The organism is Actinomycetospora sp. NBC_00405 (assembly GCF_036044095.1).
Taxonomy (GTDB): Bacteria; Actinomycetota; Actinomycetes; order Mycobacteriales; family Pseudonocardiaceae; genus Actinomycetospora; species Actinomycetospora callitridis.
On the sequence record NZ_CP107938.1, the window covers coordinates 4,576,257 to 4,600,091 of the forward strand.

The 23,835-nt window shown below is 65.5% G+C and carries 26 protein-coding genes and 3 pseudogenes; 15 read left to right on the forward strand and 14 right to left on the reverse strand.

Annotated features, from left to right (window positions below):
• Window positions 1-934: 934 nt before the first annotated feature.
• Window positions 935-1,618: a hypothetical protein gene (locus OG774_RS22545; RefSeq protein ID WP_328304501.1), complete on the reverse strand. Its 684-nt coding sequence runs from the start codon at window positions 1,616-1,618 to the stop codon at window positions 935-937.
• 977 nt (window positions 1,619-2,595) lie between these two features.
• Between OG774_RS22545 and OG774_RS22550 the strand changes: the two genes are divergently transcribed.
• The 3 genes from OG774_RS22550 (at window position 2,596) to OG774_RS22560 (ending at window position 4,786) form a co-directional block, all read left to right on the forward strand.
• On the forward strand, window positions 2,596-2,886 hold the full coding sequence (locus OG774_RS22550; RefSeq protein WP_328304505.1) for a transposase: 291 nt from the start codon (window positions 2,596-2,598) through the stop codon (window positions 2,884-2,886).
• Between the two features lie 8 nt (window positions 2,887-2,894).
• A complete protein-coding gene (locus OG774_RS22555; protein ID WP_328311098.1) occupies window positions 2,895-3,767 on the forward strand; it encodes an IS3 family transposase in 873 nt (290 codons plus the stop codon).
• 257 nt (window positions 3,768-4,024) lie between these two features.
• Entirely contained in the window at window positions 4,025-4,786 is a 762-nt protein-coding gene (locus OG774_RS22560) for a hypothetical protein (RefSeq protein ID WP_328304507.1), read from the forward strand.
• Between the two features lie 116 nt (window positions 4,787-4,902).
• On the opposite strand, the gene OG774_RS22565 is transcribed toward OG774_RS22560, so the two are convergent.
• From OG774_RS22565 to OG774_RS22595, 9 genes and pseudogenes are all read right to left on the reverse strand, one after another.
• Entirely contained in the window at window positions 4,903-5,085 is a 183-nt protein-coding gene (locus tag OG774_RS22565) for a hypothetical protein (RefSeq protein WP_328304509.1), read from the reverse strand.
• A 15-nt stretch (window positions 5,086-5,100) separates the two neighbouring features.
• Window positions 5,101-5,259, reverse strand: coding sequence for a hypothetical protein (locus OG774_RS22570; protein ID WP_328304511.1), 159 nt, complete (start codon window positions 5,257-5,259; stop codon window positions 5,101-5,103).
• 38 nt (window positions 5,260-5,297) lie between these two features.
• Window positions 5,298-5,537, reverse strand: a pseudogene (locus OG774_RS29880) (DUF7379 domain-containing protein); the annotation flags it as partial.
• Window positions 5,519-5,776, reverse strand: a pseudogene (locus OG774_RS22575) (DUF7379 domain-containing protein); the annotation flags it as partial. The pseudogenes OG774_RS29880 and OG774_RS22575, both read right to left, overlap by 19 nt.
• A gap of 133 nt (window positions 5,777-5,909) precedes the next feature.
• Window positions 5,910-6,767: a pYEATS domain-containing protein gene (locus OG774_RS22580; protein WP_328304515.1), complete on the reverse strand. Its 858-nt coding sequence runs from the start codon at window positions 6,765-6,767 to the stop codon at window positions 5,910-5,912.
• A 37-nt stretch (window positions 6,768-6,804) separates the two neighbouring features.
• Window positions 6,805-7,605 (reverse strand): leishmanolysin-related zinc metalloendopeptidase, encoded by an 801-nt coding sequence (locus OG774_RS22585; protein ID WP_328304517.1) that lies wholly within the window; start codon window positions 7,603-7,605, stop codon window positions 6,805-6,807.
• A 246-nt stretch (window positions 7,606-7,851) separates the two neighbouring features.
• Entirely contained in the window at window positions 7,852-8,523 is a 672-nt protein-coding gene (locus OG774_RS29885) for a DUF1353 domain-containing protein (RefSeq protein WP_442873904.1), read from the reverse strand.
• A gap of 3 nt (window positions 8,524-8,526) precedes the next feature.
• On the reverse strand, window positions 8,527-9,501 hold the full coding sequence (locus OG774_RS22590; RefSeq protein WP_328304519.1) for a ferritin-like domain-containing protein: 975 nt from the start codon (window positions 9,499-9,501) through the stop codon (window positions 8,527-8,529).
• A gap of 34 nt (window positions 9,502-9,535) precedes the next feature.
• The gene (locus OG774_RS22595; RefSeq protein ID WP_328304521.1) at window positions 9,536-10,519 is read right to left on the reverse strand and encodes a heme-binding protein; all 984 of its coding nucleotides are present in this window, start codon (window positions 10,517-10,519) and stop codon (window positions 9,536-9,538) included.
• A 496-nt stretch (window positions 10,520-11,015) separates the two neighbouring features.
• Between OG774_RS22595 and OG774_RS22600 the strand changes: the two genes are divergently transcribed.
• Window positions 11,016-11,477, forward strand: a complete 462-nt coding sequence (locus tag OG774_RS22600) for a LysM peptidoglycan-binding domain-containing protein (protein WP_328304523.1) — start codon at window positions 11,016-11,018, stop codon at window positions 11,475-11,477.
• A 1,075-nt stretch (window positions 11,478-12,552) separates the two neighbouring features.
• Here the strand turns inward: OG774_RS22600 and OG774_RS22605 are convergent.
• Window positions 12,553-13,350, reverse strand: a complete 798-nt coding sequence (locus OG774_RS22605; protein ID WP_328304526.1) for a hypothetical protein — start codon at window positions 13,348-13,350, stop codon at window positions 12,553-12,555.
• Between the two features lie 215 nt (window positions 13,351-13,565).
• Here OG774_RS22605 and OG774_RS22610 point away from each other — a divergent pair, with 215 nt between their 5' ends.
• Window positions 13,566-13,907 carry a hypothetical protein gene (locus tag OG774_RS22610; RefSeq protein ID WP_328304528.1) on the forward strand — a complete coding sequence of 114 codons (342 nt, stop codon included), beginning with the start codon at window positions 13,566-13,568 and terminating at the stop codon, window positions 13,905-13,907.
• Between the two features lie 1,383 nt (window positions 13,908-15,290).
• Complete coding sequence (locus tag OG774_RS22615) at window positions 15,291-15,425, forward strand: hypothetical protein (RefSeq protein ID WP_328304530.1); 135 nt, start codon at window positions 15,291-15,293, stop codon at window positions 15,423-15,425.
• Between the two features lie 156 nt (window positions 15,426-15,581).
• Here the strand turns inward: OG774_RS22615 and OG774_RS22620 are convergent, their stop codons facing one another.
• Window positions 15,582-15,911 carry a hypothetical protein gene (locus OG774_RS22620; protein ID WP_328304533.1) on the reverse strand — a complete coding sequence of 110 codons (330 nt, stop codon included), beginning with the start codon at window positions 15,909-15,911 and terminating at the stop codon, window positions 15,582-15,584.
• Window positions 15,912-16,364: 453 nt separating this feature from the next.
• Between OG774_RS22620 and OG774_RS22625 the strand changes: the two genes are divergently transcribed.
• From OG774_RS22625 to OG774_RS22650, 6 genes are all read left to right on the forward strand, one after another.
• Window positions 16,365-16,982: an RNA polymerase sigma factor gene (locus tag OG774_RS22625; protein WP_328304535.1), complete on the forward strand. Its 618-nt coding sequence runs from the start codon at window positions 16,365-16,367 to the stop codon at window positions 16,980-16,982.
• Window positions 16,983-17,052: 70 nt separating this feature from the next.
• A complete protein-coding gene (locus OG774_RS22630; RefSeq protein WP_328304537.1) occupies window positions 17,053-17,337 on the forward strand; it encodes a hypothetical protein in 285 nt (94 codons plus the stop codon).
• A 150-nt stretch (window positions 17,338-17,487) separates the two neighbouring features.
• A complete protein-coding gene (locus OG774_RS22635) occupies window positions 17,488-17,703 on the forward strand; it encodes a YncE family protein (protein ID WP_328304539.1) in 216 nt (71 codons plus the stop codon).
• 956 nt (window positions 17,704-18,659) lie between these two features.
• The gene (locus OG774_RS22640; protein WP_328304541.1) at window positions 18,660-18,995 is read left to right on the forward strand and encodes a hypothetical protein; all 336 of its coding nucleotides are present in this window, start codon (window positions 18,660-18,662) and stop codon (window positions 18,993-18,995) included.
• Between the two features lie 494 nt (window positions 18,996-19,489).
• Window positions 19,490-20,269, forward strand: a complete 780-nt coding sequence (locus OG774_RS22645) for a hypothetical protein (protein WP_328304543.1) — start codon at window positions 19,490-19,492, stop codon at window positions 20,267-20,269.
• Between the two features lie 380 nt (window positions 20,270-20,649).
• Entirely contained in the window at window positions 20,650-20,838 is a 189-nt protein-coding gene (locus tag OG774_RS22650) for a hypothetical protein (protein ID WP_328304545.1), read from the forward strand.
• 378 nt (window positions 20,839-21,216) lie between these two features.
• Here OG774_RS22650 and OG774_RS29890 read toward each other — a convergent pair whose 3' ends face one another.
• The gene (locus tag OG774_RS29890; protein WP_442874010.1) at window positions 21,217-21,378 is read right to left on the reverse strand and encodes an Lsr2 family DNA-binding protein; all 162 of its coding nucleotides are present in this window, start codon (window positions 21,376-21,378) and stop codon (window positions 21,217-21,219) included.
• A gap of 105 nt (window positions 21,379-21,483) precedes the next feature.
• A pseudogene (locus tag OG774_RS22655) lies at window positions 21,484-21,837 on the reverse strand (histone-like nucleoid-structuring protein Lsr2); the annotation flags it as partial.
• Window positions 21,838-22,022: 185 nt separating this feature from the next.
• Between OG774_RS22655 and OG774_RS22660 the strand changes: the two are divergent.
• The 3 genes from OG774_RS22660 (at window position 22,023) to OG774_RS22670 (ending at window position 23,792) form a co-directional block, all read left to right on the forward strand.
• The gene (locus tag OG774_RS22660; protein ID WP_328304547.1) at window positions 22,023-22,244 is read left to right on the forward strand and encodes a hypothetical protein; all 222 of its coding nucleotides are present in this window, start codon (window positions 22,023-22,025) and stop codon (window positions 22,242-22,244) included.
• A 70-nt stretch (window positions 22,245-22,314) separates the two neighbouring features.
• The gene (locus tag OG774_RS22665; protein ID WP_328304549.1) at window positions 22,315-22,791 is read left to right on the forward strand and encodes a hypothetical protein; all 477 of its coding nucleotides are present in this window, start codon (window positions 22,315-22,317) and stop codon (window positions 22,789-22,791) included.
• A 551-nt stretch (window positions 22,792-23,342) separates the two neighbouring features.
• Window positions 23,343-23,792 (forward strand): phage terminase small subunit, encoded by a 450-nt coding sequence (locus tag OG774_RS22670; protein WP_442873905.1) that lies wholly within the window; start codon window positions 23,343-23,345, stop codon window positions 23,790-23,792.
• The last annotated feature ends 43 nt before the right edge of the window (window positions 23,793-23,835 follow it).

Here is a 23,835-nt window from a genome sequence, read left to right on the forward strand (position 1 = left end):
CCGCACGGCCTCGAATCTTCTCGACGGCCTCATTGAACCGAGTCTCTTGATCCTTTGCGGACTGGAGTTCCGAGCTCGTGCCTTTCGGAGGTGACTCGCCGGATTCCGGGCCTTTCGACCCCGGCGGCGGTGGTGTCATGGCCGACTTCCACTTCTGGACGGCCTCAGACGTTGCGCCAGAGCTGTTACCTGGCCAGCGAGGTCGTCGATCTGCTCCTCAAGCAACTGTATGTCGAGGCGTTGACGTCTACGCTCTTCGTTTTCTAACTCTCGCTCCTCCATTTCCGACTTCGTTAGACGTGGTGTCTCACTAGCGAGCGTCAGGGCAGGGTTAGTGCCAGCATCGAGCAGTTGGTCCCGCACCCGTTGGAGGGCTTTCGCCGCCCCCTTGAGAACGATATGAAGCGCCGGTGGTCCTACGGGACCGGGCGGAGGGGGCGTCTCGGTGACCACTCCCCGCGTGGCCGGCCCCGCTTCGGGTGTGGCGCTCTCGTCGGGTGCTGGGTGCGCTGTGGGCTCGGGCGTCTCCCGCGGTTCGTTCAAGTAGCACCTCGCTGGGAAATCAAGTGGGGGTCGGCTGTGCGCAAGAACAATCGCCTGTCGGGTCGGAGTGTTACGGTTGTGGCCCTCTTGCTTGCGTGGGGAGGTTGCGTCGACCGGTGCGCGGCCGCCGCGACAGCCTCGGACGATGGGACTACGGCGCTTCGGGCGACCCGGCTGCTAGGCCCGCCAATCCGATAACCCCAGCACTGTCACGTCCTGTGTGACCGGTCGTTCCCCGACCGGTGCTCGCTGGTCCTGGTCCTGGTCCTGGTCCTGGTCCTGATCCTCGTCCTGGCGCTCGGGGGACGCCGTCGTCGGCGTCCTGGCGGAGAACCCCGACCGCCGGCCTGGCTCCGCGGGTAGACACGCCCCCCGGGCGGCTCGCGCTCCGCTAGCGGCTATACCCCGGTGCGTCGCGGATGTCCACGGGCTTTTGCTGCGGCACTTGGCCACCACCCTGGCCCGGACCTATTGGTGGCTGCTCTGACGCGGGCACTCTCGGGGCCCCTGCGGGACGGCCGAAGTAGACCACCTGCGTGTCGCCCCGGTCCGCCTCCTGTCGCTTGGCGACGACCCGTTCGAGTTCCCCGACCCGCTCGGTCAGCTTGTCGACCTTGGCGTTGCGTTCCCGCTCACGTCGAGCCCGAGCCGCGGCGACCGTCTCGCCGACGAGCGCACCAGCCGCCGAGCTGATCGAGGCCTCGACGACCTTCTCGGCCACAGGTGCCTGCAGCGCCATCGCGACATACGGGCCCGCTATACCGGCACCGATGATCGCGCTGATCCCGATGCTCAACGCCGCCTCGCCGATCCCGTGCGCGAGGTTCTGTTCACGGCCGTGCGCCGGTGCGCCCTCGACGTTGACCTTGCCTGTCCGTTCGCCGAGCTGGCGGAGGCTGTCCGACTCCTCGTACTCGCCCGCCCGTTTCAGCACCGCCGCCGACTGCTCGAGCACCGCACGCGCCGCAAGCGGGTCGACATCGCCGGCGTCGCGTTCCAGGGGCGCCAGGCGCTCCTGCAGCTCGGCGAGCTGCCATAAGGCGAACTGGTCGTCGGCTGACGGCCTGCGGCTCAACCTGGGCCCCCGTCCGCGGCGGGAACGTACGGAACACCCCGGATCGTACGACCCGGACGAAGGGTGCGAACTCCGCCGAACGCGTCGACGAGCGGCGCCGGGCGCCACGAGTGCTCCGCGCTGCGACGGACCTGTGGCACGGGATGCGCGAGTTCCGCCTGGAGCTGAGATCCCCAGGATAGAGCGCAGACCTGGACCGGGCGTCTACGGCGCGGCTTCGACGGATCAGCCGGAACGAATCGCGAGCGCCGCCATGACACGTCGCGTGACACGAAACTACAGCCAACAACGAGGTCGAGGAGCATCCAGTGACATCCCGCGCGAACGTTGTCGCTGTTGGAGGCCCTGGTGAACGCGGTCGTCCATCTTTTCAGGGCGGGGGTTGAGGGTTCGATTTCCTTCGTGTCCACGCTGTGGTGTCTCAGGACATCCGCGTAGCCCTGAACCCTCACGGGTTCGGGATTTGTGCGTTTCTGGGTCTGGTTGGTGGTGGCGTGGCTGGTAGTCGCGGCTGGGGTCGAGGGCCAGTTCGCGGATGAGGTCGCCGGTGGTGGCGTTGACGACGCGGATGTGGCGGTCGTGGACGAGGAGTAGGACGTGGGATCGGGCGTGGGCTCGTCCGATGCCGATGTGGTGCAGGCGGCCGTGGAATCGCAGGGTGACCACTCGGGAGGTGTCGACTCGGTCGCGGCGGACCTGGAGGTGAGGGCGCACCGGAGCGGCGCCCCTCGCCGTGCCGCCAGGCGTCTGTTGCGGGCGTACGTCTCGTGCTGGCATGCGAGTTGTCGGAAACGACGTACGTCGATCTTCGTGGTCAGGGAAGGTGCCGGGCATGATGAACGAGAAGGCCGGCGAGCCCGATGAGGACGACGGATTCAAGGCTCTGCACGTTGCGGTCGACGACGCGATTGAGGTTGGCCCCTGGCACCGGACACGTCATCTGAGGTGGACCCGGTCCGCCAGAGAGGATGTCGTTCGTGCCCGCACCTCACCCGCCGGAGTTCCGGCGTCGCGCCGTCGAGCTGGCTCGTCTGGGCGAGCAGCCGGTCGCCGCGATCGCTAAGGACCTCGGAATCTCTGAGTCGTGTCTGCGGAATTGGATGGCCCAGGCCGACGCCGATGACGGCAACCACACCGATCGGTTGACCAGCAACGAGCGCGTCGAGCTCGCCGAGCTGCGCAAGAAGTCCAAGCGCCTCGAGGTCGAGAACGAGATTCTCAAGCGTGCTGCGGCGTATTTCGCGCGGGAGAACGTCCTCCCAAAGTAGTCTTCCCGCTGGTCCGTGAACTCGCCGACGACGGTTTCGACGTCGCGGTGACCTGTCGGGTGCTCGATGTTCGTCGTCAGGGCTACTACGAATGGCTCGCGGGGGCGAAGTCTGTCCGCGCGCAGGAGAACGAGTTGCTGCTCAAGCACATCGAAAAGATCCACGAGGAGTCCCGCGGCACCTACGGCTGGCCGCGCGTGCACGCCGAGCTGACCCTCGGGCTCGGCCTGGCGGTCAACCACAAGCGGGTCGCCCGGCTGATGCGCGAGGCCGGCATCCAGGGCCTCTACCGGCGCCGACGCCACGACTGCACCGTCCGCGACCCCGCCGCTGACCCCTACTCCGACCTGGTCGAGCGGCGCTTCAGCGTTGAGGCACCGGATCAGCTGTGGCTCACCGACATCACCGAACACGGCACCGAAGAAGGCAAGCTGTACTGCGCGGCGGTCCTCGATGCCTACTCGCGAAGAATCATCGGCTGGTCCATCGATGACAACATGCGCACCGCACTGGTCACCGACGCCCTCGGCATGGCCATCACACGCCGGCGTCCCGACAACGGCTCCACGATCATGCATTCCGACCACGGCTCGCAATTCACCTCGTGGGCGTTCGGGCAACGCCTGCAAGCCGCCGGACTACTCGGATCGATGGGCTCGATCGGTGACTGCTACGACAACTCGATGATGGAGTCCTTCTGGGGCACCATGCAACTCGAGCTACTCGACTCACGGACCTGGAAGACACGCGCCCAACTTGCCAACGCTATATTCGAATGGATAGAGTGCTGGTACAACCCCAAACGGCGCCATTCCAGTATCGGAATGCTCAGCCCACTGGAGTACGAAGCCCACCACACCGACCCCGATCAAGATCACTGACCCCACACCGTCGGTGTCCGGTGCCAGGGGGCAACCTCAGATCGACCCGCCCGGCGCCCTGGACTGGGGCCAGGTGATGCGAGCGGCGTGGTTTGGTGTCGACCGCGATCCCGACGCACCCGTACCCCGCGACATCGTCGACCGGGGTGACTCGGGACGACCATCCGCGACGACGGTCCGTGCCTAGCCGCGGCGGCCGGTCCGCAGCGGCGACGTCGCGTGCTGCCACCCCGACACCGGCCAGGCGCAGGCGCGTCATGAGCACCGTCTACGGGCCGCTCGGTGAGCGCCTCGGCGCGTTGAACCAGGTCGATGTCGCCGAGGTGGACTGGCTGCACGAGGCCGACCCCGACCACGGGATGGGGTACTTCCCGGCAGGGTGGCCGGCCGAGACGTGGGTCCTGCACGGCATGTGGGAAGACCCTGCCGCCACCGATCCACGCGACGCCGACCAGCAGTGGCGCGAGGACAACCCCGACCAGGTCGGGGGCCGCCTCGATGTCGGCGTCGTGGTCTACGGGTCCACGCCGTTCCCCGATCCACCCCCGCCAGGGTGGCGCCGGCTGCGGTGGCGCGAGCTGGCCGAGCGCCTGAACGAGTCACTGGACCGGCCGCACCGGGCGCCGCCGTCGTCGGGCTGGTTCCCGATCCGCAGCTGGCCCGCCTCGATCCAGACTCCTCCCGAGGGAACCCTCGACAACGTCTGCGGCCCACGCCTGATCGACCTGGTCGCTGAACACACCACCGGCGGGCCCACGACGCCCTGTTTCGCCTACTACAACCTGCTCACCAGCCCCATCCGAATGCAGCCCAGCGTCCTCACCGGGCCGCTGCACGCGATCCTCGACGCAGCCCACCAGTGCGGTTGGACGCCCACCAACGTCTGGCCCGCCGACCGGTCCTGGCTGATCACCACCGACTACGACCTGTGGAGCACCCGCCTCGCCGGGCCACCCGAGCTCACCGCCGCTCTGGAGGGCGACCCCGAACTCGAGACCGTCCGCCACCACCATCCCTGACAGCAGTCCTCGGGAGCCGCATGGCTGATAACCGGCCTCCATGTAGACGGCATGACAGCCTCAGAATCGAGGTGCCTGCGGCGTGCTGGCGCGTCCGAGGAGCACCTCTGGCCGGTTCAGGTGAGCCAGCGCTGCAGCCACGCGCGGGTCTCGGGCTGCTGGAAGTAGCTGAGGTGCCAAACCTCGCCGGGATCGAACACAAGGCGACGGTCGGCAGGGACGGGGAAGCCGGTGATCCTGGTCGGCCGGTGGTTGACGGAGCGGACTGCCGCGGGGTCGCCGACGCCGGCGGTGGGCACGGCGATGTCGTTAGGCTACTGGTGGAAGATCGGGTCAATGAGGTCGTCGACCGCGTTCCGGACGAGGCGGTGGCTTTCAGGGTCGGGTTCGTAGTTCGCCCCGATGGCGTAGTACAGCGGGGCGTTGCCGGCGAGGTGGTCGAGGCCGGCGTGGAGGTCGCTGTCGGGGTCCATAGCGCGTGGGCCCGAGGGGTTGTCGGCTGAGCGGCCAAGGCCTTGACCAGTTCGAGGACGCCCTCGAACACCGGGGTGGTGGCGTTCCACCGTCCCGGCGGCAATACGTCGAGTAGGGTGGTCAAGCTGTCGATGAAGGTGTTCCAGTTCTCTTCCTCGACGATGTTGGTGCCCCTGTTTGGTGTGCCCACGAACACGATCTTGCGCACGGTGACCGTGGCGTGTGATCGATTCCCGCCAAAGAGCCATCGGGCCGGGCTCAGCAGGACGTCGAGCATGCCGCGATCGAGCAGCTGCCGCTGGCCGGTAGGGGGAGCTGGCCGTCGAGGATGCGGGCGACGAGTCCGCCGCGGCTGTGGCAGACGATGTCGAGCTCGAGGTGCACGTCGTCGGGAATCAGCCGGAGGAGGGCTTTGGCGTTCTGTTCGGGCGGGACCGAGGCGGTCGGGTGGTCGAAGGCGATGATGCGCCCGTCGTAGGCCCTCTCCAGGTGCGCCCACAACTCGGCGTCGTCGGGCCGGCTTGGTGTCGAACAGCCCGCCGAACGCGCTGGCGCTGGTGCTGAAGATGCCGTGCAGGAACAGCAGCGTCCGGCCCTCGGCGCGCCGGCTGCCGTTCAGTTGGGGGTCGACCGCGGTCCTGCCTGAAGATCAGCGGTCCACGAGCACACCGCTCTCGAAGTCGCAGTAGTGATCAAGAAGTATCCGAGAGTCGTCCGAGAACTCAACCTCGCAGAGGACAAGGAACGGTCCGTAGGCTTCCGTCACGATACCAAAATTGCCGTCGCCCCCTCTCTCGCCAGGGAATACGTGGTGGCCCCAAGCGCGGCCCAGGTAGAAGGACGCGGCCCGAACCTCATCGCCGCTCGCGCTTCGATGACGGATCAGCTTAATGGCTACCGCATAGCGCTGTTCGCGCCTTGCCGGTGGTCCGAGGATGTGTGCGAGGAAGAAGCCATGCTGGCTCGCTCGGCGGCATGATTGATAGTCTCGCAGATAGGCTGGTTCGATATCGCGTAGAGGAGTATTCAGCCGGGTAACGGCGACTGGTGCTACTCCTTCTTGGCCGACCCGTTGCTCCTCGATATGCAGGGGTGCGATCTCGAGACGGGATAGGTCTTCGAGGTGCGATAGGTCCTCTCTCTCGCTGGGATTCGAATCGCTGGTCTGAGGGGGCGCGGTCTTTGGTAGGTCGCCCGTCTGTCCATTCCAACTCTCGAGCTCGACACCTGGCCCTTTGATGCGACTGAAACGTAGCCCCAGAACAGCAATCAAGGCTAAGGCTGCTCCGATGCCTGCAAGAGTTATCGCGAGGGTCGTGAGGTCGCTATCGACGCCCACGATACAACCATCAGTCGCCCGGGAGCAATTCGCTAACGCTACGTTCTTGATGGGCGGCACGGCTGTTAGCAGTATCGCCGTCCCGAAAAGGATGGCCGATAATAGGCCGGCTGCCGAACGCTCTCGCCGAGTCAGAAGAGCCAGCTCATGTTTCTCCTCGATGTCCATTACGCGCCACATTCGCTGTCGGACACTGGACCGAGCCTCATCGGGCTCCGCCTTCCACAGCCACCGGCCGCACCTGCGGACCCGTACCGCGTCGGCCGCTACCAGCCATCATGCATCCCTGCGGGTGCTGGGTGGCACCCACACCCATTAGGGCGAGATCCAGCGCGGTGGGTAACGTGAATTCGTCGGCGTTACCAAAACTGACCGTATAACCCATGTCCTGCATAGCCGCGATTGTGAGGCGGCTCACCGGATTCTCTGAGGCGTCGAGGATACCGGTCATAAGCTCGTTGCCGAAGACGGTCTCACGCCAGTGTCCATCCCGCGTACCGGGACCACCTTTGTTCTCCACAGGTACCGGACGTGGTCCGTCAGCACCGATGAGCTTTCCGAACTCACGCATCGCCGCTCGCCCGACGAATGTGGGGTTTATCGACCCCGCATCTTGGAGAAGTCCCATCTCCTGCCACAGCGTGCCTAACCCGAGTACGTGACCCATCTCGTGAAAGACGACATTCTCAAGACTTCCGTCGCCCTCCATGCGAATAAGATCGGCGGTGTCAAAACGCATGACGCCCAGCGCTGGGAGCAGCGTGTCGTCGCGCCACATCCGCGGGCCTGCCTCGCCAAGAATGCCCGACGGACCGTCGATGACGGAACCTTGAGCGGTGATAGAGCAATCGTCGATGGTTCGTCCCTGCACCGTGAAGCTCGGGAGGTCTGCAACGATAATTCGCGACCATCGGGCCGCTGCTGCATCGAACGCACGCTCCTGTTCCGGTGAAAGACCGCCAACGAACTCGACCTCGATGTCGAAGCTGCCGGAGATGTCGGTCATGAAGGCCCCCATGTCGGTGAACGGCGCTGCCTTAGGAGAGCCCAGGCCAAGCCTGAGGTCGACTGGACAAAGATCTTCTATTCGCTAATTCTAGGCTCTCTGCGAACGACGCCCTCTTCCGTGGTGTTGGTCGGCGTCGGAGACGGTTATGAAGTCACAGGGCGACCCGGAGGCACAGGGGTTAAAGCGGCCAAGCACAGGTGATGGTGATGCCGTCGGGCACAGCGCCGGGTGCGCTCACAATGCTCATGTAGAAGGACTCACGGTCGGCGGGTTCACGAACTTCTCGCTTCCGCTCATTTGCGTAGCGATCTTGAGGATTGGCCAACTAGCGATTTCGAAAAATAGGACCGTAAGCAAACTGACGCCGACGCCAAGGGCTGGAACGGTTACCACGGGTAAAACAAAGAGTGTGGTCAGTAGGATCTGTGCGGCGTCGCGCCACCAGCCACGCCAGCCGCGGTAACCGCGCGCGAGGCAGGACCACCGTACCGCACTAAAGATCGTCCACCGTTGCACGAAGGGAACCCCTAGCCGGCGCATGCCTTCGAGGAGGACCTGGTCGGCCTCCCGATACTCAAAATCACCGTTGGGGACGCGTCGCCTGTAGGCGTAGTCGTGCATGACAGCGGCTGGCAGATACCGGCCAGAACGTGGAATCAGCCAGCTGAAGACACGAGGAACTGAGGCGCCGTCGGTGCCGGATCGAGCGGGGACCAGGTACTCGCGCCCTGCGAGAGAGGTGTATCTGAGGTCTTCGCGAAGGTCCCAATCGACGTCACCGACTTGTTCGAGGACGACTGGGCCAGAGAAGCCCGTACGCGTACGGCGCCGCGCATCACGCGCCGGTGGGTCCGGGATGCGCCGCACCGTCCCCGTGGTGGTCGCGTCTACCTCCCCCGGTTGGGTCATCCCCATCCCTCAGCTAGGTAGCTTGAAGTCAGGGCCGAAGGTACCGCCGCCACCGGGTAGCGGTGTTTCCATCAGCGCGACAGCTTCAGACTCGAGGGCGAACATGTCACTGACGCTTATGTTCATTGCACTTTGGTCTCCGTTCTCCCACGCACTCTGAAGCTTGTCGAGAATGCTCTTGTAGGCTTGGTCGAAGTCGGCGGATTCCGGGTATCCCGCCGGAGGCACTTCGGCCATGGGGAGGACATCCGGAAACGGGATCACGTCGCCGACGAACTCGAAGAGCCCGTCGACGGCCACGAGGCGGCGTCCGTAGAAGATCTCTGCGACCTGGTAGTAATGGGCTAGGTCGTCGGTGAGAGGGTTGGTATCGGGGTCGCCGAGTGGCGAGTTCGAGCTGCCTTCGCCCTGCTCCTTGATGCGGCTAATAGCTTGCTTCGCGTCGAGCCGGTCTGCAATAGTAAATGCGGCGCCGGTTCCGGCCCCCACCTCGATCTGCCTTTCGCCGGTAATCGCGTCGGGGGGTAGTTGTTCGTAGGCGCGGGCGATGGTCTCGTAGAAGGCACCGATGGTGGGGAAGGCCATCCCTTCGGCGAATAGGACTGGTCCGCTGAACGGAAGCTCGATCTCCATGAAGACGTTCCATATGAGGTCCCTACTGAGGCCGGCCAGCGGAACTACTAGACCCGGATGTACCTCCCCCGGAAGGGGCCCCGGATACTTCGGGACCGCGTCGATGGTATTGATGGCTGGTGTTCCGCCGATGGCGGTAGGCAAGTTGCACGCCGTAGCCATATGGGCCATCTCTTCGATCGCAATGTCTCGAATCATTGAGCGCACGGGATCGGCATTTTCTTTGACAGACCACATGGCACAGAGATACGGCGGAATGGTGGCGAGTTCTAGCTCGACCGCGGCCTGTAAGGCAGTCTTCAGCCAGTCAAGATCCTGATCGGCCGGTGAGACACGGACGAGGTCTAGCACTCGAGGCATGGTGGACCTCCACGTTGAATACGACTCAGAAGTCAGGATCTGGATTGAAGTCGGGCTGGTCGGAGATTTTGTCGAGCGTATTGATGCTGACGTGCGGCCAGCCGATGAGGCCAGGGAGTCCGTCGAAGCGAGGAAAGAAGTCCAGCATGACGACCTGAAGGTACTGCATGCGTTTCGAGCCGTCCGCGAGCTGTTGAATCCAGAATGTCGACTTCATGGAGACCGCATCGGCCTGCTTCACGATAAATGGGATGTTGGATATCCCGCCGGTCTCGGTCTCGGTTTCGGTCGACAAGTCGAGCACTGTTGTGGATGTTATGTCGAGGCCCACGTTGGCTTGCTCGAGCAGGGCGTGCGGAGACGTCGGGTCGAAGAGTCCTTCGAAAGGATTGTCTCGGAAGAACTTGTAAGGCTCGAGGTAGGGGTTGGTGTCGACGTTCTGTCCAACCCCCAGAGGCAGACCGTTGACGCGGGGGATGGTCGGTCCTCCGGCGATCGTAGAGCTGGTTCCGAGGGCCAGGGCCGAGTTACCGTGAGGAATTGTCGCAAGCCGGGCGACGTCGGGTCCGCCGTCGGTCAGGTTCGCCATGTTGAGGAAAAGTCCCGGCTCATGGTGGATAGGCGCCGGAGGGTCGATCGAGCCAGCTACTGTGCTCTGCGGGCGGTCCGCGACGGCTATCTGCTTGATGAGCTGTTCGTAGTCCAGAGTCACTACACGTTGATCAGTCTGTACGGCTGCAGCGGGAGTATCGACGCCTCGATTAGGTACTGCTTTATCCACGAGCGAGAAGTTCAGGATCTCTTTATACTGATTGAGCAGGAGCCGGTACCCGATTGGGTTTGTCGCGCTCTTGGCGAACGGCAGAGCGATCATGTTCCATCCTCTGTCGTTCGACTTCCACTTGCCCGGAAGATCACCTAGGGGCCCAAGATCGGCGTCCCCAGGTTCGGCTAATGCGAAGACTCGTTCATGTGTGCGGAATCGTTCGAGGCGCGCGTCTTCAGGCATGTCCGGCTACCCCCCAGGAGTGGTGGACCCGCGGTGGCGCTTCACAGTCCGATCGCAGGTTATGTTTTCGAGAATCGACCGAGCCGCATCCGGTGGCTAGCGGCCAATCCGGTGAATCCGGTTGTAGAGGACGACACACGGCAAGCTATTCACTATCCGCGACCTGTTGAGCGCTGGGAGTGAGATGTGGTGACAGGCGGCGGCGCAGCAGGCTGCCAGCCAGGAGTTTCCCGGCGAACTAGGCGGGACCGTACCGGCATCGGACGGTCGGTCGACACGGCGGATGCACCTATTGCGGCGTGTTCAGCACTGGTGCCACCGCCAAAGTAGTGAATGCACTACGTAGAAGTACGTACCCGTCCAGAGTGTCGCGCAGGGTGGAATCTTCAAGCGCCGTTGACGTAGAAGACGACGTTTCACCGCATTGGCCGATTGGCATGGGACCGAGTTCGCGTTTTCCTAGTTCGTGTGGTGAACAACCCGAGGGGAGGTCGCGATGGCAACGTACATCGTGCAACGAGGCGATACTTTCAATGCGATCGCGCGCAAGTTTGGTGTCACGCCCGACGAGCTCGGCGCGCTCAATCCTCAAGTCACTAATCGCGACCGCATTAATCCAGGCGATGTACTAAATATTCCCGGAGGGGAGTTGCAGGGGTCAACCGACATGAGCTTGCACGTTGTTGCCAACGAGATGGGAGTCATCTTCCGCGGGTCTGGTGGCGTCTCCTGTGACCGGGGAAATGCGGGAGTCTACAACGTCACCTTTACTACTCAAGTCATTAGCGGCTGGGCCTGGCACGCATCTATCGGGTCCGGCGACGTTTCTGCGGTTACCCCAGGTCTTGTAACGACTCAGCTCCTAGGGAACTCGGGCAGAATCATTCAAGTCAGAACCTTCGACGATGCGGGGAATGCCGCAGATAGGCCCTTTCATCTGAGCGTCCACGAAATCTGATCAGCATGTGGGTTGCCTGGCACGGCGTACTGGTCACGGATGCACGTCGAGCTGCTCGGCCGGCGGCCGTGGAAGACCAGCATAGAGCTGGCCAACGCGTCTTTCAGTACTTCGAGATCATCTCAGTTGCAGGCGGTTCTTGCTGGCTGTCCGTCAACTCAAGGGCACTTTCTGCTCGGCTGACTTCTGGGCAGGAATTCGCCAGGAGCATCTGCGAACAATCCCTCCAGCTCAGTTCTGCGCTAGGCGGGCCAGTCCCACCTTGACGTGCCGGCTCAAGAGGCAAGCCTGCGGGTGAGGCCGCCCGCTGAACATAGTCTCTTGAGTACCAGCTGCTCGTCGACCACAACGTCTTCCGCTGCACTCGCTGTCCTCGGCGATCAACACCCACGACTCCGCGCTCGTCGAGCCGCTGCTCGACGCAATCCTGACGTGCGGGGTCGGCGTCATCGGCCCGGCCGAACCCCCGTGGGCCCGAGAAGCTGCACGGCAAGTGTCGGAAGTTCATTCCAAGTCTCGTGTTCGGCCAGCGTGTTCCGGTGAGATGCTCGACGTTGTCGTACGGGATGAACCAGTTGGCGGGGCCGAAGGCTTCCATGCCGAGCTGGCGGCCGTGCACGCTGGCGTCGACGCCGTCGAGCCCAGGGTTGTCCAACATCTCGAAGTCGAGGTCCTCGACAGCGCGTCGAGGAGCGCTACTTTCCGGACCATTTGGTCCGGGCCCGTCGCGCTTCCTCTGCGGGGATGGGCGCTCTCGACCGGTTGCCGTCTCTTTCGTGCTCGTGCTCGACGCTGAAGGGCGTCAGACGAGGGGAGCGGGAGGAACGCGCTCGATCGTCCCTCTCGGTCGGCGTCGGCCGGAACGGGGCGCTCGTCGAGGCTCAGCCGCGCGCGGAATGCTGTCGGGGCGCACACGAGCCGGCTGCGGGTCCAACTGCGTGAGGTCGAGCCAGTGGTTTGTGCGGGTGCTGGATGAGTGAAGCACACCGGGTTCAGTGGAGGCTGTGCGGCGTCCCGGGCTTCGCGCAGGCGTGTGGCAAAGAGCGCCTTCAGCATACTTTGTGATCTGGCGCGCTCAGTGACAAGCTGGAGGGGGAACGGCGGATCCTGGTGCGGAGTAATCGAGGCGCACGCCGTCTTGACGGGGCAACAGGATCGCTTGTCCGTTTGCTGGCGACCACCGCTCAGGGATGAGCATGTATGTGTTGCCGGATTGGAGGATCAACTTCAGCCCGTCGTAGCGGTAGCGGTATGTCCCCTCGATTCCAGGGCAGACGGTCTCCTGCGCTCCTGTGTAGGTCAGGGCGAGCCCCCGAGTGCTGAAGAGAATTACGCTCGGCGACCCCGCCAACTTCGTTACCGTTGCCTGTGCGCGTCCGGTTCCCACTCGCGCGGAGTAATCGCCGATGGCAAGGAAAAGCCCTACTCCCACCAGGACGAAAGTCGCTACCCACACCGCGAGTGCAGCTGTCGCCGCGGGCGCTCCAGACCCGACGCGCCGCCGCCGAAGAGTAGCTGCGTAAGGCAGTGACAACGCGCCAATGGCGAGGCTCAGCGCCGGGATCACGTCTCCGGGGATGAGGGAAGCCCCGACGACATACGCCATGCCTATAACCAGGAGCACGAGTCCAACAACGGTGGCAAGTCCTTCAGCCACCCGGAGCGACCATTGGCCACCGGCGCGATCACTTTGAAGTAGTCGCCGGTCTGCTGCGATGACAATCAGGCTGAGTCCGACCGCGACGGTTAACGGGACGACGAAGGCGTCGACGCTTCGCATCAAGTAGTCCTGGGTAGTAAATCCAAGCGACGTTGAATTTACGCCGAAATAGATGCAGAACCAATACGCATGCAACCAACCGAAGTAGAACATCAGTGCGGTTACTAGAGTGGTGGGCGCTACGACCTCACCGATCAATCGTGCGGCAAGCGGCAATGCGCTACCTGTCGTAGGCGGTGGGGGCTCAAGCTCGGAGGGGGCCGAGGGAGGACGCGGCCAATTGGACCTTCGAGGTCGTCGGCGACGACGCGGAGGAGGAAGCGGGCGATCCACGGGCTAGCTAGTTCGTCGTCGTGGTGGTCGGGGTCGTGGTCGTGGTCGCTGACCGTCCGCTTCCTGCGGACGTGGTCGGAGTGGCACTAGATGACTGCGTGGTGGTGGTCGGGGGTGTGGTGGTGGTCGGGGGTGTGGTGGTGGTCGGGGGTGTGGTGGTGGTCGGGGGTGTGGTGGTGGTCGGGGGTGTGGTGGTGGTCGGGGGTGTGGTGGTGGTCGGGGGTGTGGTGGTGGTCGGGGGTGTGGTGGTGGTCGGGGGTGTGGTGGTGGTCGTCGTGGTCGTCGTGGCCTCAGGTTCCGCGGGTAGGAATTCGAGCGCGATCGCCGCGGGCTCGCCGGGTCGAGTGCATGGCGCAGCCAGGGCACGCGCCGGGTGACATTTTTGGTCCTCGGGCGTGTCCTTCCTAGGGTCGAGAGCGAAGGTGTAGCACGGATGCCTCAGGAGACGTTCCGCGTCCCACCCACCTTCGTTGATCACCACTTTGCAGGTGTGAAAGTCAGGGTCGGATTCCACCGCTCGAAAAAGCGCTATGACCGCTTCCACGCAATCATTTCGTCGTTGCGCAAGTTCCGCCCGCCTCGCTGGATTGAGATTGGGTTCATCGGAGGAGTGCACCGCGCACCCAGCTAGCACCTCGGGGTCCGTCCCCGACACTTTGATGTCTCCACGCTCGTTCAGCAGGTAGTCGCGTAGCTGCGCAAGCGACATTGTGCCGACAAGATCAATGAAATCGGGGAGATTCTCGAGGGGCAAGCCGGGGGCTGGCGAAGGAGACCGGCTTGCCGGAGATCCGACAACAATGTCAGGTGCGCCGACATCAAAGAGGCTCCCGAGCCACTCCCAAAACCCTGACCTGCCCTCACTGCTCTCGGTACCGACGGCGTGGACGCCGCCGGAACGGCTGTGGCCGCCGGAGTCGGGGGCGCCGCTCGGGGCGCCGGAGCCGCTCTCACCGCTGGCGCCCAAGCCGCTCTCATCGCCGGCGCCGGAGCCGCTGCCCTGACCGGGACTACTTCCGCCGCTGCGCTCACGCCCTGAAGGTCCATCAAGCGGCTCTCCCAACAGAGTCGCGTTCGGCCCGCCGCCCGACATACTGCCATTGTCGTTGTTGAGTCTCGGCTCCGCAGCCGCGAATAGGTTGAAGGCTAGAAGCGTGATAACGATCAGCCCCGCGAGAATCGCAGCCCAACGGCGTCTCATCGCCAGGAGGGCCAGATTGAGGCGACGGCGCCAGACGGCGCCGTCTGTAGTTTCGTGCTCACCGTCAGCCAACCCGGCCATGCCAAGCCCCCCGCACGCACAGAGCCGCGCTGCCAGTCTCTATCGCCTTGCCCTATTGTCCACTACTCAGAGCGATAAGTGCGCGAGTTCACTCCGAAAGACGAGCAATCTCAAGCCTCGTAGCACATTTGGCCCTCGTGTCTGCGTCAAATGGTCTCAGAATGACTTTGTAACCCCACCGTCTGAGCCGGAGGTGCGTCCCACAACTCAACTTGAACCGCCCCCGCCGTGTCCGGAGACCACTGGCCGAGAGCCAGGACGGGGTCGCCGTGGCGGGCGCGGACGCTGGCCGCGGAGATGCGGGCCACGCTAGATGCGGTGCCGGTCTTCACCCCACGCGCAGCGCGACTGACCGGACCTGGGTTTACTTCTGATCCGTGCTGGAGTTGGCGCTGGCGTCGCCGCATCGAGGACCGTCTCGCCGTTCACGCGCACCCCACCTGACGTCACTCTCCCACCGCGACTGCAGCTCGAACTGGTGGTCGAGGTCGAGACCGACACCGCCTACGAACAGGGACGATGGCGGCACGCCACCACATATGTGCGCCTACGGGGCAACGGCGACCCCGCGGCCCTCCCCGGCCATACCTCCGAGATCGTCGCCGCGGCGTAGCGACCGCGACCTTCTCGACCACCGCGGGAGTTTCGCTGAGGGTCGGCGGCCGGTGCCAGCGGTGGACGTAGGCCTCTCCCTGAACGGGACCCCCGGTCCTCGCCGCGGCCCAGCGAGACCGAGCACGGACGCCACTGAAGAGCGGTCGCGATGGGCCTACAGCGGAAAGTCGGTCTTGTCCCGCCGGGGGCTACGGTAGCCAGCTGGCAGCGGGCCGGGGAACTGGGGCGCCGGCTCGCGGATCGGATCGTGCACCATGCGCTGCGCGGCGCGGACCGCGTGCTCCCACACCCGCGGTGAGGTCGGGCGCTCGCGCCAGTCCTCCGCGAGCGTCTCGAGCAGCGCCCCGACCGCGTCGGCCGACTCTCGGTCCAGACCGGCGAACCCGCCGGGTCCGCGTTCGCGCACCACCGCAGCGGCTTCGATCATCTGCTCGGCCTCGAGCCGTCGTTGCTCGCGGCGCCGGAGCTCGGCGGGCTGAACCACGCGTACCTCCAGGACCGGACGAGACGGGCGTCCTTCCGCGGGGGAAGCGCGGCGACGACCTGAGCGTGGCACGCCCGGACGACAAGGGCGCGTCGTCACCTGCTGCCCACCGGCGGCCTTGATGACCGCAGCGAGCTGGGCCCGCCGGTCGATCAGGTAAGCGCAGCCGCCGTGGGGTTCCTCAGGGCCGGGCGGCCAGGGCGCCTCCGGCGCGAGATTGACGCCGCTGCGCGGCGGCCGGTGCTGACGGGCCCCGGGAGCTTGATCGGGCCGTTCCTCCCGGTCAAGGGCGCTGCGCTGCGCTACGCGTCGCTGCGCGACCAGCCTGCGGCTGGCCCTTGACCGCGAGCCTCGACGGCTCGCTCGGCGCCCTTCGGGCGGTGGAGGCAGCAAGCGCCTCCGCCCACCGCCCCGGGGCCCACCAGCCCCGCCCTGCCCAGGTCGGAGGCCACCATGACCACCCAGCGCCACCACGACCCGCGTACCGATCGCCGCGCTGACGCAGACCTCTTGGCCGCCTACGTCAACGGGGCCACCGACGCACTCGCAACGTTGGTGCACCGGTACCAGCGGGTGCTGCTGAGCCTCGTGCGCAACCTGGCGTGGGTCGAGCCGGACCCCGAGGCCGTGGTGCAGGAGGTGTGGATGCGCGTGCTGCAGAGCGCGGCGACCTTCTCCGGGCAGGCGAAGGTGTCGACCTGGCTGCACCGCATCACCGTCAACGAGGCCATCACCGCAGCTCGCCGCCGTCGCGCCAACCGGTCGACCCCGTTCGGGGAGCTGTACCGGACCCACGACCAGCCCGAGCGCACCGACCCCAGCGACCCTGCGCTGGCGGTCATCGACCGGGAGCACGCCGCGGTGGTGCTGCCCGACCTGCTCGCGCTGCTCCCACGGGACCAGCGACTGGTGCTCGAAGTGCTCCACCTCGACGGGCTCACCCACGAGGAAGCCGCGGAGCTGCTCGGGGTCGCCGTCGGCACCGTCAAGTCACGGGCGCACCGCGCCCGTACGACAATCCTGGCCTACCTCGCGATGCAGGATCGTCTCGAGGCCCGGGCCTACCTGTGAGGGTGGGTCGCCGTTCCCACCTGCTCCGCGACGGTGGGAACGGCGAACCGGCCGGCTGCGTCAGACCAGCATGACCATCCACGTGAGCTCCTGCGGGACCGACAACCGGGAGGCCGGCGACCCGGGGGGCACCCCTCGAGACGCGATCAGCCGACTGTTCGCTCGTGCCCTCGACGGCGACCGACGCGCTGAGGCCGCACTGCACCTGCTCGGCGGGTTCGACGAGGCCGCTCATCACGCATCCTGGGCGCTACTCACCGCCGACCAAGACCCCGCCTTGCCCACTCCGTCGGACGTGCTCGCGAGCATCGACCGCACCCTGGCGGCGCTTCATGACCGTCAGATCTCGTCGTGATGCGTCAGTGGCCGTTGCCCTGGCCGTGGTGATCGGCCCACAGGGAGTCCTGCTCATCGAGCGCTGCGACCGCCCCCCCACCGGTCGCCTTTCCTGGAGGCAAGGTCGAGCCAGCCCACCGACCGCAAGCACGGCCAGACCTGGCTGTTCGTGTGCGCGATCTCCCGCGACGGCACCCGGATCTACGTGCCCCACCACAACGCCTCCGCAGTGTCCGTCATCGACGTCGTCGCCGGCGCCCCGGTCACGCAGATACCGATGCCGAAGAACCCGCACTCGGTCGCGCTCTCGCTGTCAGCCGCGACGACCGGAAGGGCGTTCATGACCCAGACCCCGCCGCGCCTGCGGTCTCGCATCGGGGAGTGATCTCCCGGCGCTGTGACCGCACCATGACTAATGCGGCTTTACAGCCAACCCCGCACAGGAAGCATGAGGGCCGCTGACGAGGTGGCCCCGCGATGCTCGGGCTCTTCGCTGAAGTCGAGGGAGGCGCTGAGGAGAGGTAGCTCGGTCGGGTGACGTTGGGGGTTCGGCGAAACGGACGCTGGGGTCGGCGCGACGGAGCGGTTGATTCGATCGACGTCGGGGGGCGCACATGGCCAGGCATGCCGCAGTCTTGGTGGAGGAACCGCCGACCGCGCCGCTTCAGATCGCGAGCTTCGGGCCCAGCCCTGCCAACGCGCCGGCGGCCGCCACGGCCGTCCCGCGGACCAACGTTGCACCGAGGGGGCGGCGGTGGATGCTCGTCGGCGCTCTCGTTGCTGTGGCCGCCGTGTCTAGCCTCATCGGCGGCGTGGTCGCGGTGACGTTGACGCCGCAGCCGACGAGCCTCTCTGCCTCGGCTCACGAGGTCGCCGTTCCTGCGGCCACCCCGGCCCCGCACAGTGCAACTGCGACCCAGCCTGCTGCGCCTTCCCAGACAGCCGAGGCCATCTCCCGCACGCGCCCGTCGAGCAGTACTCGCAGCGCCCGTCCCTCCGGTCGCGACACCCGGTCTGGATCGGCGGACTCCGGGACCGAGACGACCGACACTGACGGGGAGGACAGCGGAACTTCTAGGGAGCGTTCGAGCCGGACCTCGCAGGGCGACGGGTGCGGACCGTATGAGCACAAGCTGTCGACCGGATACTGCAGTCCCGACACCGGCGTCCTCGACGAGAACGGCAACCCCGACCCCGCCCGCGCGGTGGTGCCCGGCAATTTGCGCTGACAACTCGCACCGCTCCGGTAACATCTCGGCGCCTTCCATCGATTAAGCGTCAGTGACTGTTCTGCAAACACTACTTGCGGTGCCGACATCGGTTCCTAGCATAGAGATAATTGTGAGTGATGGTGAGGGTCCGAGCTTTCCTGACTGGCTCGAAGCTATCTCCACCGCACTCGCGGTCGCCCTAACTTCGATCACGCTGGTCTACCTGGCAAGGCAAGGCAAGCTCCAAAAGGAACAGAGGGAGCTGGAAGAGCAGACCTTGGAGCTCGCCCGGGTTCAAGACCGGCGTAAACAGGCGAGCTTGATCACTGTGAAGTTGGACAGAGCTGATAGCCGGACGGCGACATTCAAGTACAAGGTGGAGAACCGCTCCGGTGTCCCGTGCTACTTCACCTTCTTCGAGATTTTGATGGGAACGTCGTGCACGTTAGACGCCTCGGGACGTTGAGTTCGAAGTACGAGAAGAGTGTGAAGCTCTCCGAGCAGTACGGGTACACGTGGGGAAACCATCCGTCGCGGCCACCGTGGCCGTACTATCGAATCACGTTCATGGACGCTTCAAACGTGTTTTGGGTCCGTGACTCCCTCGGTGTATTGCGTGAAACGTCTCCCAGCTTGCCGCGGCCTTCGGCGACTCCCAAGACTATCTCAGAGATGCGTGGACAGGCGCTTAACGAATCAACGCGCGAGTACCACAACACCATCCCGGTCTTGGCAGATGGAGACTTGTGGGAAAGGGAGATCGTGGTGTTCTATCGATCGACCGACCTCTGAGCGCAGAGAGCTCACCGACGCCACCGGTGCGAACCGCCCGGACGTCGGCGAAAGTGGGTACGGTCGTATTGTAGTGCGCACCCCGGTGACGCGGGAAGCTCTCGACAGTCGTGAGCATGCGGCCGGACCCACCCGCGGAGCGCGCTAGCATGATCTTCGCGTAGTTGGGTGATTGAGCAGGGGGAGATCATGTCGCCTGGTCCAGATTGGACGGATGTCGTTCAGGCTATCGGAACAGCGGTCAGTGCAGCCACCTCGGCGCTTCTGGTGTACATCGCTATAAACTTTCGTGATGAGGTTCGTGCTGCTAGGCGCAGACCCGAGTTGCGCCTAGCTTACGATCCCACGAGAGACACGACACTCTTCCAAGACCCCACCTGGAACTACGACATTCACCTACGCGTAGAGAATAAGCCTGGTCAGGACCGCGCCCTCGGGGTGAGCTTAGAGCTGATGGGCGTCGAATCGCTACTGGACACCCCCGCCTTACGGCCAAGGCCGCCACAGCGCCCGTTCGCGGTTGCTGAACTAGACAACTATCAGTCGACGACCGTAGACATCGCGCCCAACGTGGGTAGGCGGTTCCTGTTTGTTTACCACGACACGGCCAAGTCCGAGGGGAAGTTGGAACTCGGCCTTATTCCGCGAGCGGTCGAGTCGAAGCGAGACTGTCTACCGCCCGGCAAATACAGGATGACCATGGCGCTCACCGCAACGAACGCCGACGCGACTTACTGGACAACCGATGTAGAGTTCCTCGGTATAGGTGGCAACGAGCAGCACGACGTTTCCCGTCTCGCTGTCACTGCTCCAGTGCAAGTGCAGGCCCCCACGCGGATCTATGCAACACTGATGTGGCTGGGTCGCAGGATGCTCCCCTCCTCGCAGGGGAACGAAGCGGAGTTCCTCGTGCCCAGAGCAAGCGTCCTTCGCGCACGCACCCTGTGAGGACTTCGATAATGGTAAGGCGCCATCCGCAAACGCAGCTGCTCGATTCGTTGAATCGGCGCTCGATTGCCATCTCAACCTCAGCTTGGCGAGAGATATTCAGTTGATGGTGCGGGAAGGCGCAGTATCGTTCTGAGTAAGGTTGCGGTACCGAAGCGTTCGAGTCGGACTGGAGGCGCCGCCACCGCATGAAAACCTGCGGGGGGCGCTCGCCGCCCCCGCACCCCAGGCGACCTCCGGAGAGGGGGGTAGGGCAGGTCTCCCCTCCGGCCACCACGAGGGCGTAGTACCCCAGGACCCGGGGAACCTGGCCGACGGGGAGACCACACACCGGACGTGGCGTCTGGACGACGTCGACGAGCTCGGGCACCGTGCCGGACATGACAGAGGAGGCGCAGGCCCAAGCCCAGGGCGAGCAGGACGCCGCGATGGCGCTCGCCGAGGAGGACCGCTGGCAGATCGTCGCGGCGGCATGCTCACCGTGCATCCGGTTGAGAAGTGGGTCCCGCGAGCGCACCGACGCGCGTACCTCGCCGGCGCGGCCTCCGTCCTCGGGTACCGCCCGCTGATCATGGCCTGACAGGCAAGATTATTCCCACACTTTTCCCCCACGGAACGATGGGGGAAAGGCCGCCAGAGCCGGTGACGGTCGGAACGGCGCCACCAGCGTCCGCCCAGCTCAGGGCCGAATCCGCCACTGATCGCAACTGGCTAGAACAATCCAACCAGGACCCGTCAGATCCTGAGTCGCCGGCACGGCGTCAACGTTGGTGCCTCGAGCTGTCCGGGGCCCGTGGTGCGGGTCGTGGTGCGAAACGGCGGAGACTGACTGCCCGTGGTGCGGTTGGAGTGCCTGGCTCCGAGATTGTTGTTGCTGGTAGAGGTCCTAGTAGCCGGAGTGCGGCGATCTCTTAATCCGCAGCCGGTCTCTCTAGCCGCAATGGCAGCTAGCGACGAGCGTGCACAGATCGGTAGTTGCCGATCAGGTCTTTGCTGAGACGGCCCCGGGCCTTGACCTCGATGCCCTCCTCGTTGGCCCAAGCTCGGATACGTTCGCGCTCCTCGCTGGTCAGCCCGTCCGGGCCTGGAGGCGAGACTGACGAGTCGATGGTGGCCGCTGAGGGACCTGGGCTCGGCTCCTCGCCCGTGGGCGAGGTGGCAGCGGGGGTGGTCGTGCTGCTGGAGGTGCCGCCGGGGAGGGCAGCGGGGTCGTCGCGGTGAAACGCGTCGCTGACGGCGGCCGGGATGCGCCCGCGCGACGCGAGCGGGTGCCCGTGGCGGGCGGCCCAATCACGGATGGCCTGGTTCTGCTCCCGTCCGCCGGGAGAGGTCGACGACGACGTCGGTGTCGAGGTGGCCCGGCGGCGAACCGGGGCCGCCGGACCGCGGCCACGTCCGGTGCGTCGGGCGTGGGTGATGAAGGGAGTGAGAGCGTCGCGCAGAGCGCTGGCGTGGGCGTCGGTGAGGTCGATCTCGTAGCTGACGCCATCGAGGCCGAACTCGAGGCTCTCGTCGGCATCCGAGCCGTCGAGGTCATCGACCAACAACACCGTCTTCCGCTGTGCCACGCACGTGCTCCCCTGCTTGATGATCGTTCACCCGAAGGATAGATCGGACCTGGAGGTGAGGGCGCACCGGAGCGGCGCCCCTCGCCGTGCCGCCAGGCGTCTGTTGCGGGCGTACGTCTCGTGCTGGCATGCGAGTTGTCGGAAACGACGTACGTCGATCTTCGTGGTCAGGGAAGGTGCCGGGCATGATGAACGAGAAGGCCGGCGAGCCCGATGAGGACGACGGATTCAAGGCTCTGCACGTTGCGGTCGACGACGCGATCGACCCGCCCGGCGCCCTGGACTGGGGCCAGGTGATGCGAGCGGCGTGGTTTGGTGTCGACCGCGATCCCGACGCACCCGTACCCCGCGACATCGTCGACCGGGGTGACTCGGGACGACCATCCGCGACGACGGTCCGTGCCTAGCCGCGGCGGCCGGTCCGCAGCGGCGACGTCGCGTGCTGCCACCCCGACACCGGCCAGGCGCAGGCGCGTCATGAGCACCGTCTACGGGCCGCTCGGTGAGCGCCTCGGCGCGTTGAACCAGGTCGATGTCGCCGAGGTGGACTGGCTGCACGAGGCCGACCCCGACCACGGGATGGGGTACTTCCCGGCAGGGTGGCCGGCCGAGACGTGGGTCCTGCACGGCATGTGGGAAGACCCTGCCGCCACCGATCCACGCGACGCCGACCAGCAGTGGCGCGAGGACAACCCCGACCAGGTCGGGGGCCGCCTCGATGTCGGCGTCGTGGTCTACGGGTCCACGCCGTTCCCCGATCCACCCCCGCCAGGGTGGCGCCGGCTGCGGTGGCGCGAGCTGGCCGAGCGCCTGAACGAGTCACTGGACCGGCCGCACCGGGCGCCGCCGTCGTCGGGCTGGTTCCCGATCCGCAGCTGGCCCGCCTCGATCCAGACTCCTCCCGAGGGAACCCTCGACAACGTCTGCGGCCCACGCCAACCCCTCGCGACGTGACACCCTCCCCAGCAACTGGCCCTTCCTGCGCCCGCGCCCGGCTGAACATCGACGGCTTCCGCTGCGTGCAGGTGTTGCAGTCCGGGGTGGAGGCAGGGACCCGGTGTCCGGAGAAGGCCACCGACGTGGACCACGTCGACGACCCGAACGATCACCGGATCGCCAATCTCCAATCCCTCTGCGGCCACCACCACAAGGCCAAGACAGCGCAGCAGGGCAACAAGGCTCGCTGGTCTCGCCCTCGCCCGACCCCCGACCACCCTGGCCTCCTCCGGTGAGGAGAGCAGGGCACGGCCTGTGACTGTGGTCAAGGGCCGGCAAGAAGAACTGTGCAAGCAGCAGCAAGCACAAGAACACGAACGCGCACGCAGCAACGCAAGAAGTTCTGTTGTGAGTGAACGTCCACTCCACCCGCACGACGCGGACCGGACGGTCGCGAGTGCAGTGGTGAGGGGTGGGAGAGACCTCCTCCTCCCGGGCATTGGAACGCCGGGACGTAGCTACGGCTCGGAGTGTGCGCGAGTCTCAGAGATCGGATTCGGAGGTGCCCTATGCCTGGTCGGGGACCTGCTCCTGCAGCACAGAGGTCCCGTGCGGGGGACACCGCCCGCCGAGACGCTGAGATGACGACCGTCGTGGATGAAGACGAGCCCCACGGGCTCGAGCTGCCCGATGGCGTTCTGCCCGACGGCCAGGTGTGGCACCCGCGCACCATCGCGCTTTGGGACGCGCTCCGGCGTCACCCCATGCTCGCCGACGAGCTCGACCTCGGGTGGGAGTTCCTGATCGACACGGCCCTGATGCACCACACCATGTGGAGCAAGGGCAAGTGGGAGTACGCCGCCGAGCTGCGCCTCCGGGTCGCCAAGTTCGGCGCCACCCCCGAGGACCGCATGCGGCTGAAGATGAAGGTCGAGAAGCCCGACGCCGACAAGGCCAAAGGGCCCGCCACCGTCACCGAGGTCAGCGACCACCGTCGCAACCTCCGCATCGCGGAGTGACGCTTAGCCCGTCTACAGGAGGGGCCCATCTATCCCGCAGCGT

Coding starts and splice junctions, on each gene's coding strand:
- OG774_RS22560 (WP_328304507.1), top strand. CDS start 4,025: ATGAGCACCGTCTACGGGCCGCTCGGTGAGCGCCTCGGCGCGTTGAAC.
- OG774_RS22570 (WP_328304511.1), bottom strand. CDS start 5,259: ATGGACCCCGACAGCGACCTCCACGCCGGCCTCGACCACCTCGCCGGC.
- OG774_RS22580 (WP_328304515.1), bottom strand. CDS start 6,767: ATGGACATCGAGGAGAAACATGAGCTGGCTCTTCTGACTCGGCGAGAG.
- OG774_RS22585 (WP_328304517.1), bottom strand. CDS start 7,605: ATGACCGACATCTCCGGCAGCTTCGACATCGAGGTCGAGTTCGTTGGC.
- OG774_RS29885 (WP_442873904.1), bottom strand. CDS start 8,523: ATGGGGATGACCCAACCGGGGGAGGTAGACGCGACCACCACGGGGACG.
- OG774_RS22595 (WP_328304521.1), bottom strand. CDS start 10,519: ATGCCTGAAGACGCGCGCCTCGAACGATTCCGCACACATGAACGAGTC.
- OG774_RS22600 (WP_328304523.1), top strand. CDS start 11,016: ATGGCAACGTACATCGTGCAACGAGGCGATACTTTCAATGCGATCGCG.
- OG774_RS22605 (WP_328304526.1), bottom strand. CDS start 13,350: ATGTTCTACTTCGGTTGGTTGCATGCGTATTGGTTCTGCATCTATTTC.
- OG774_RS22625 (WP_328304535.1), top strand. CDS start 16,365: ATGACCACCCAGCGCCACCACGACCCGCGTACCGATCGCCGCGCTGAC.
- OG774_RS22630 (WP_328304537.1), top strand. CDS start 17,053: ATGACCATCCACGTGAGCTCCTGCGGGACCGACAACCGGGAGGCCGGC.
- OG774_RS22650 (WP_328304545.1), top strand. CDS start 20,650: ATGACAGAGGAGGCGCAGGCCCAAGCCCAGGGCGAGCAGGACGCCGCG.
- OG774_RS22660 (WP_328304547.1), top strand. CDS start 22,023: ATGATGAACGAGAAGGCCGGCGAGCCCGATGAGGACGACGGATTCAAG.
- OG774_RS22665 (WP_328304549.1), top strand. CDS start 22,315: ATGAGCACCGTCTACGGGCCGCTCGGTGAGCGCCTCGGCGCGTTGAAC.
- OG774_RS22670 (WP_442873905.1), top strand. CDS start 23,343: ATGCCTGGTCGGGGACCTGCTCCTGCAGCACAGAGGTCCCGTGCGGGG.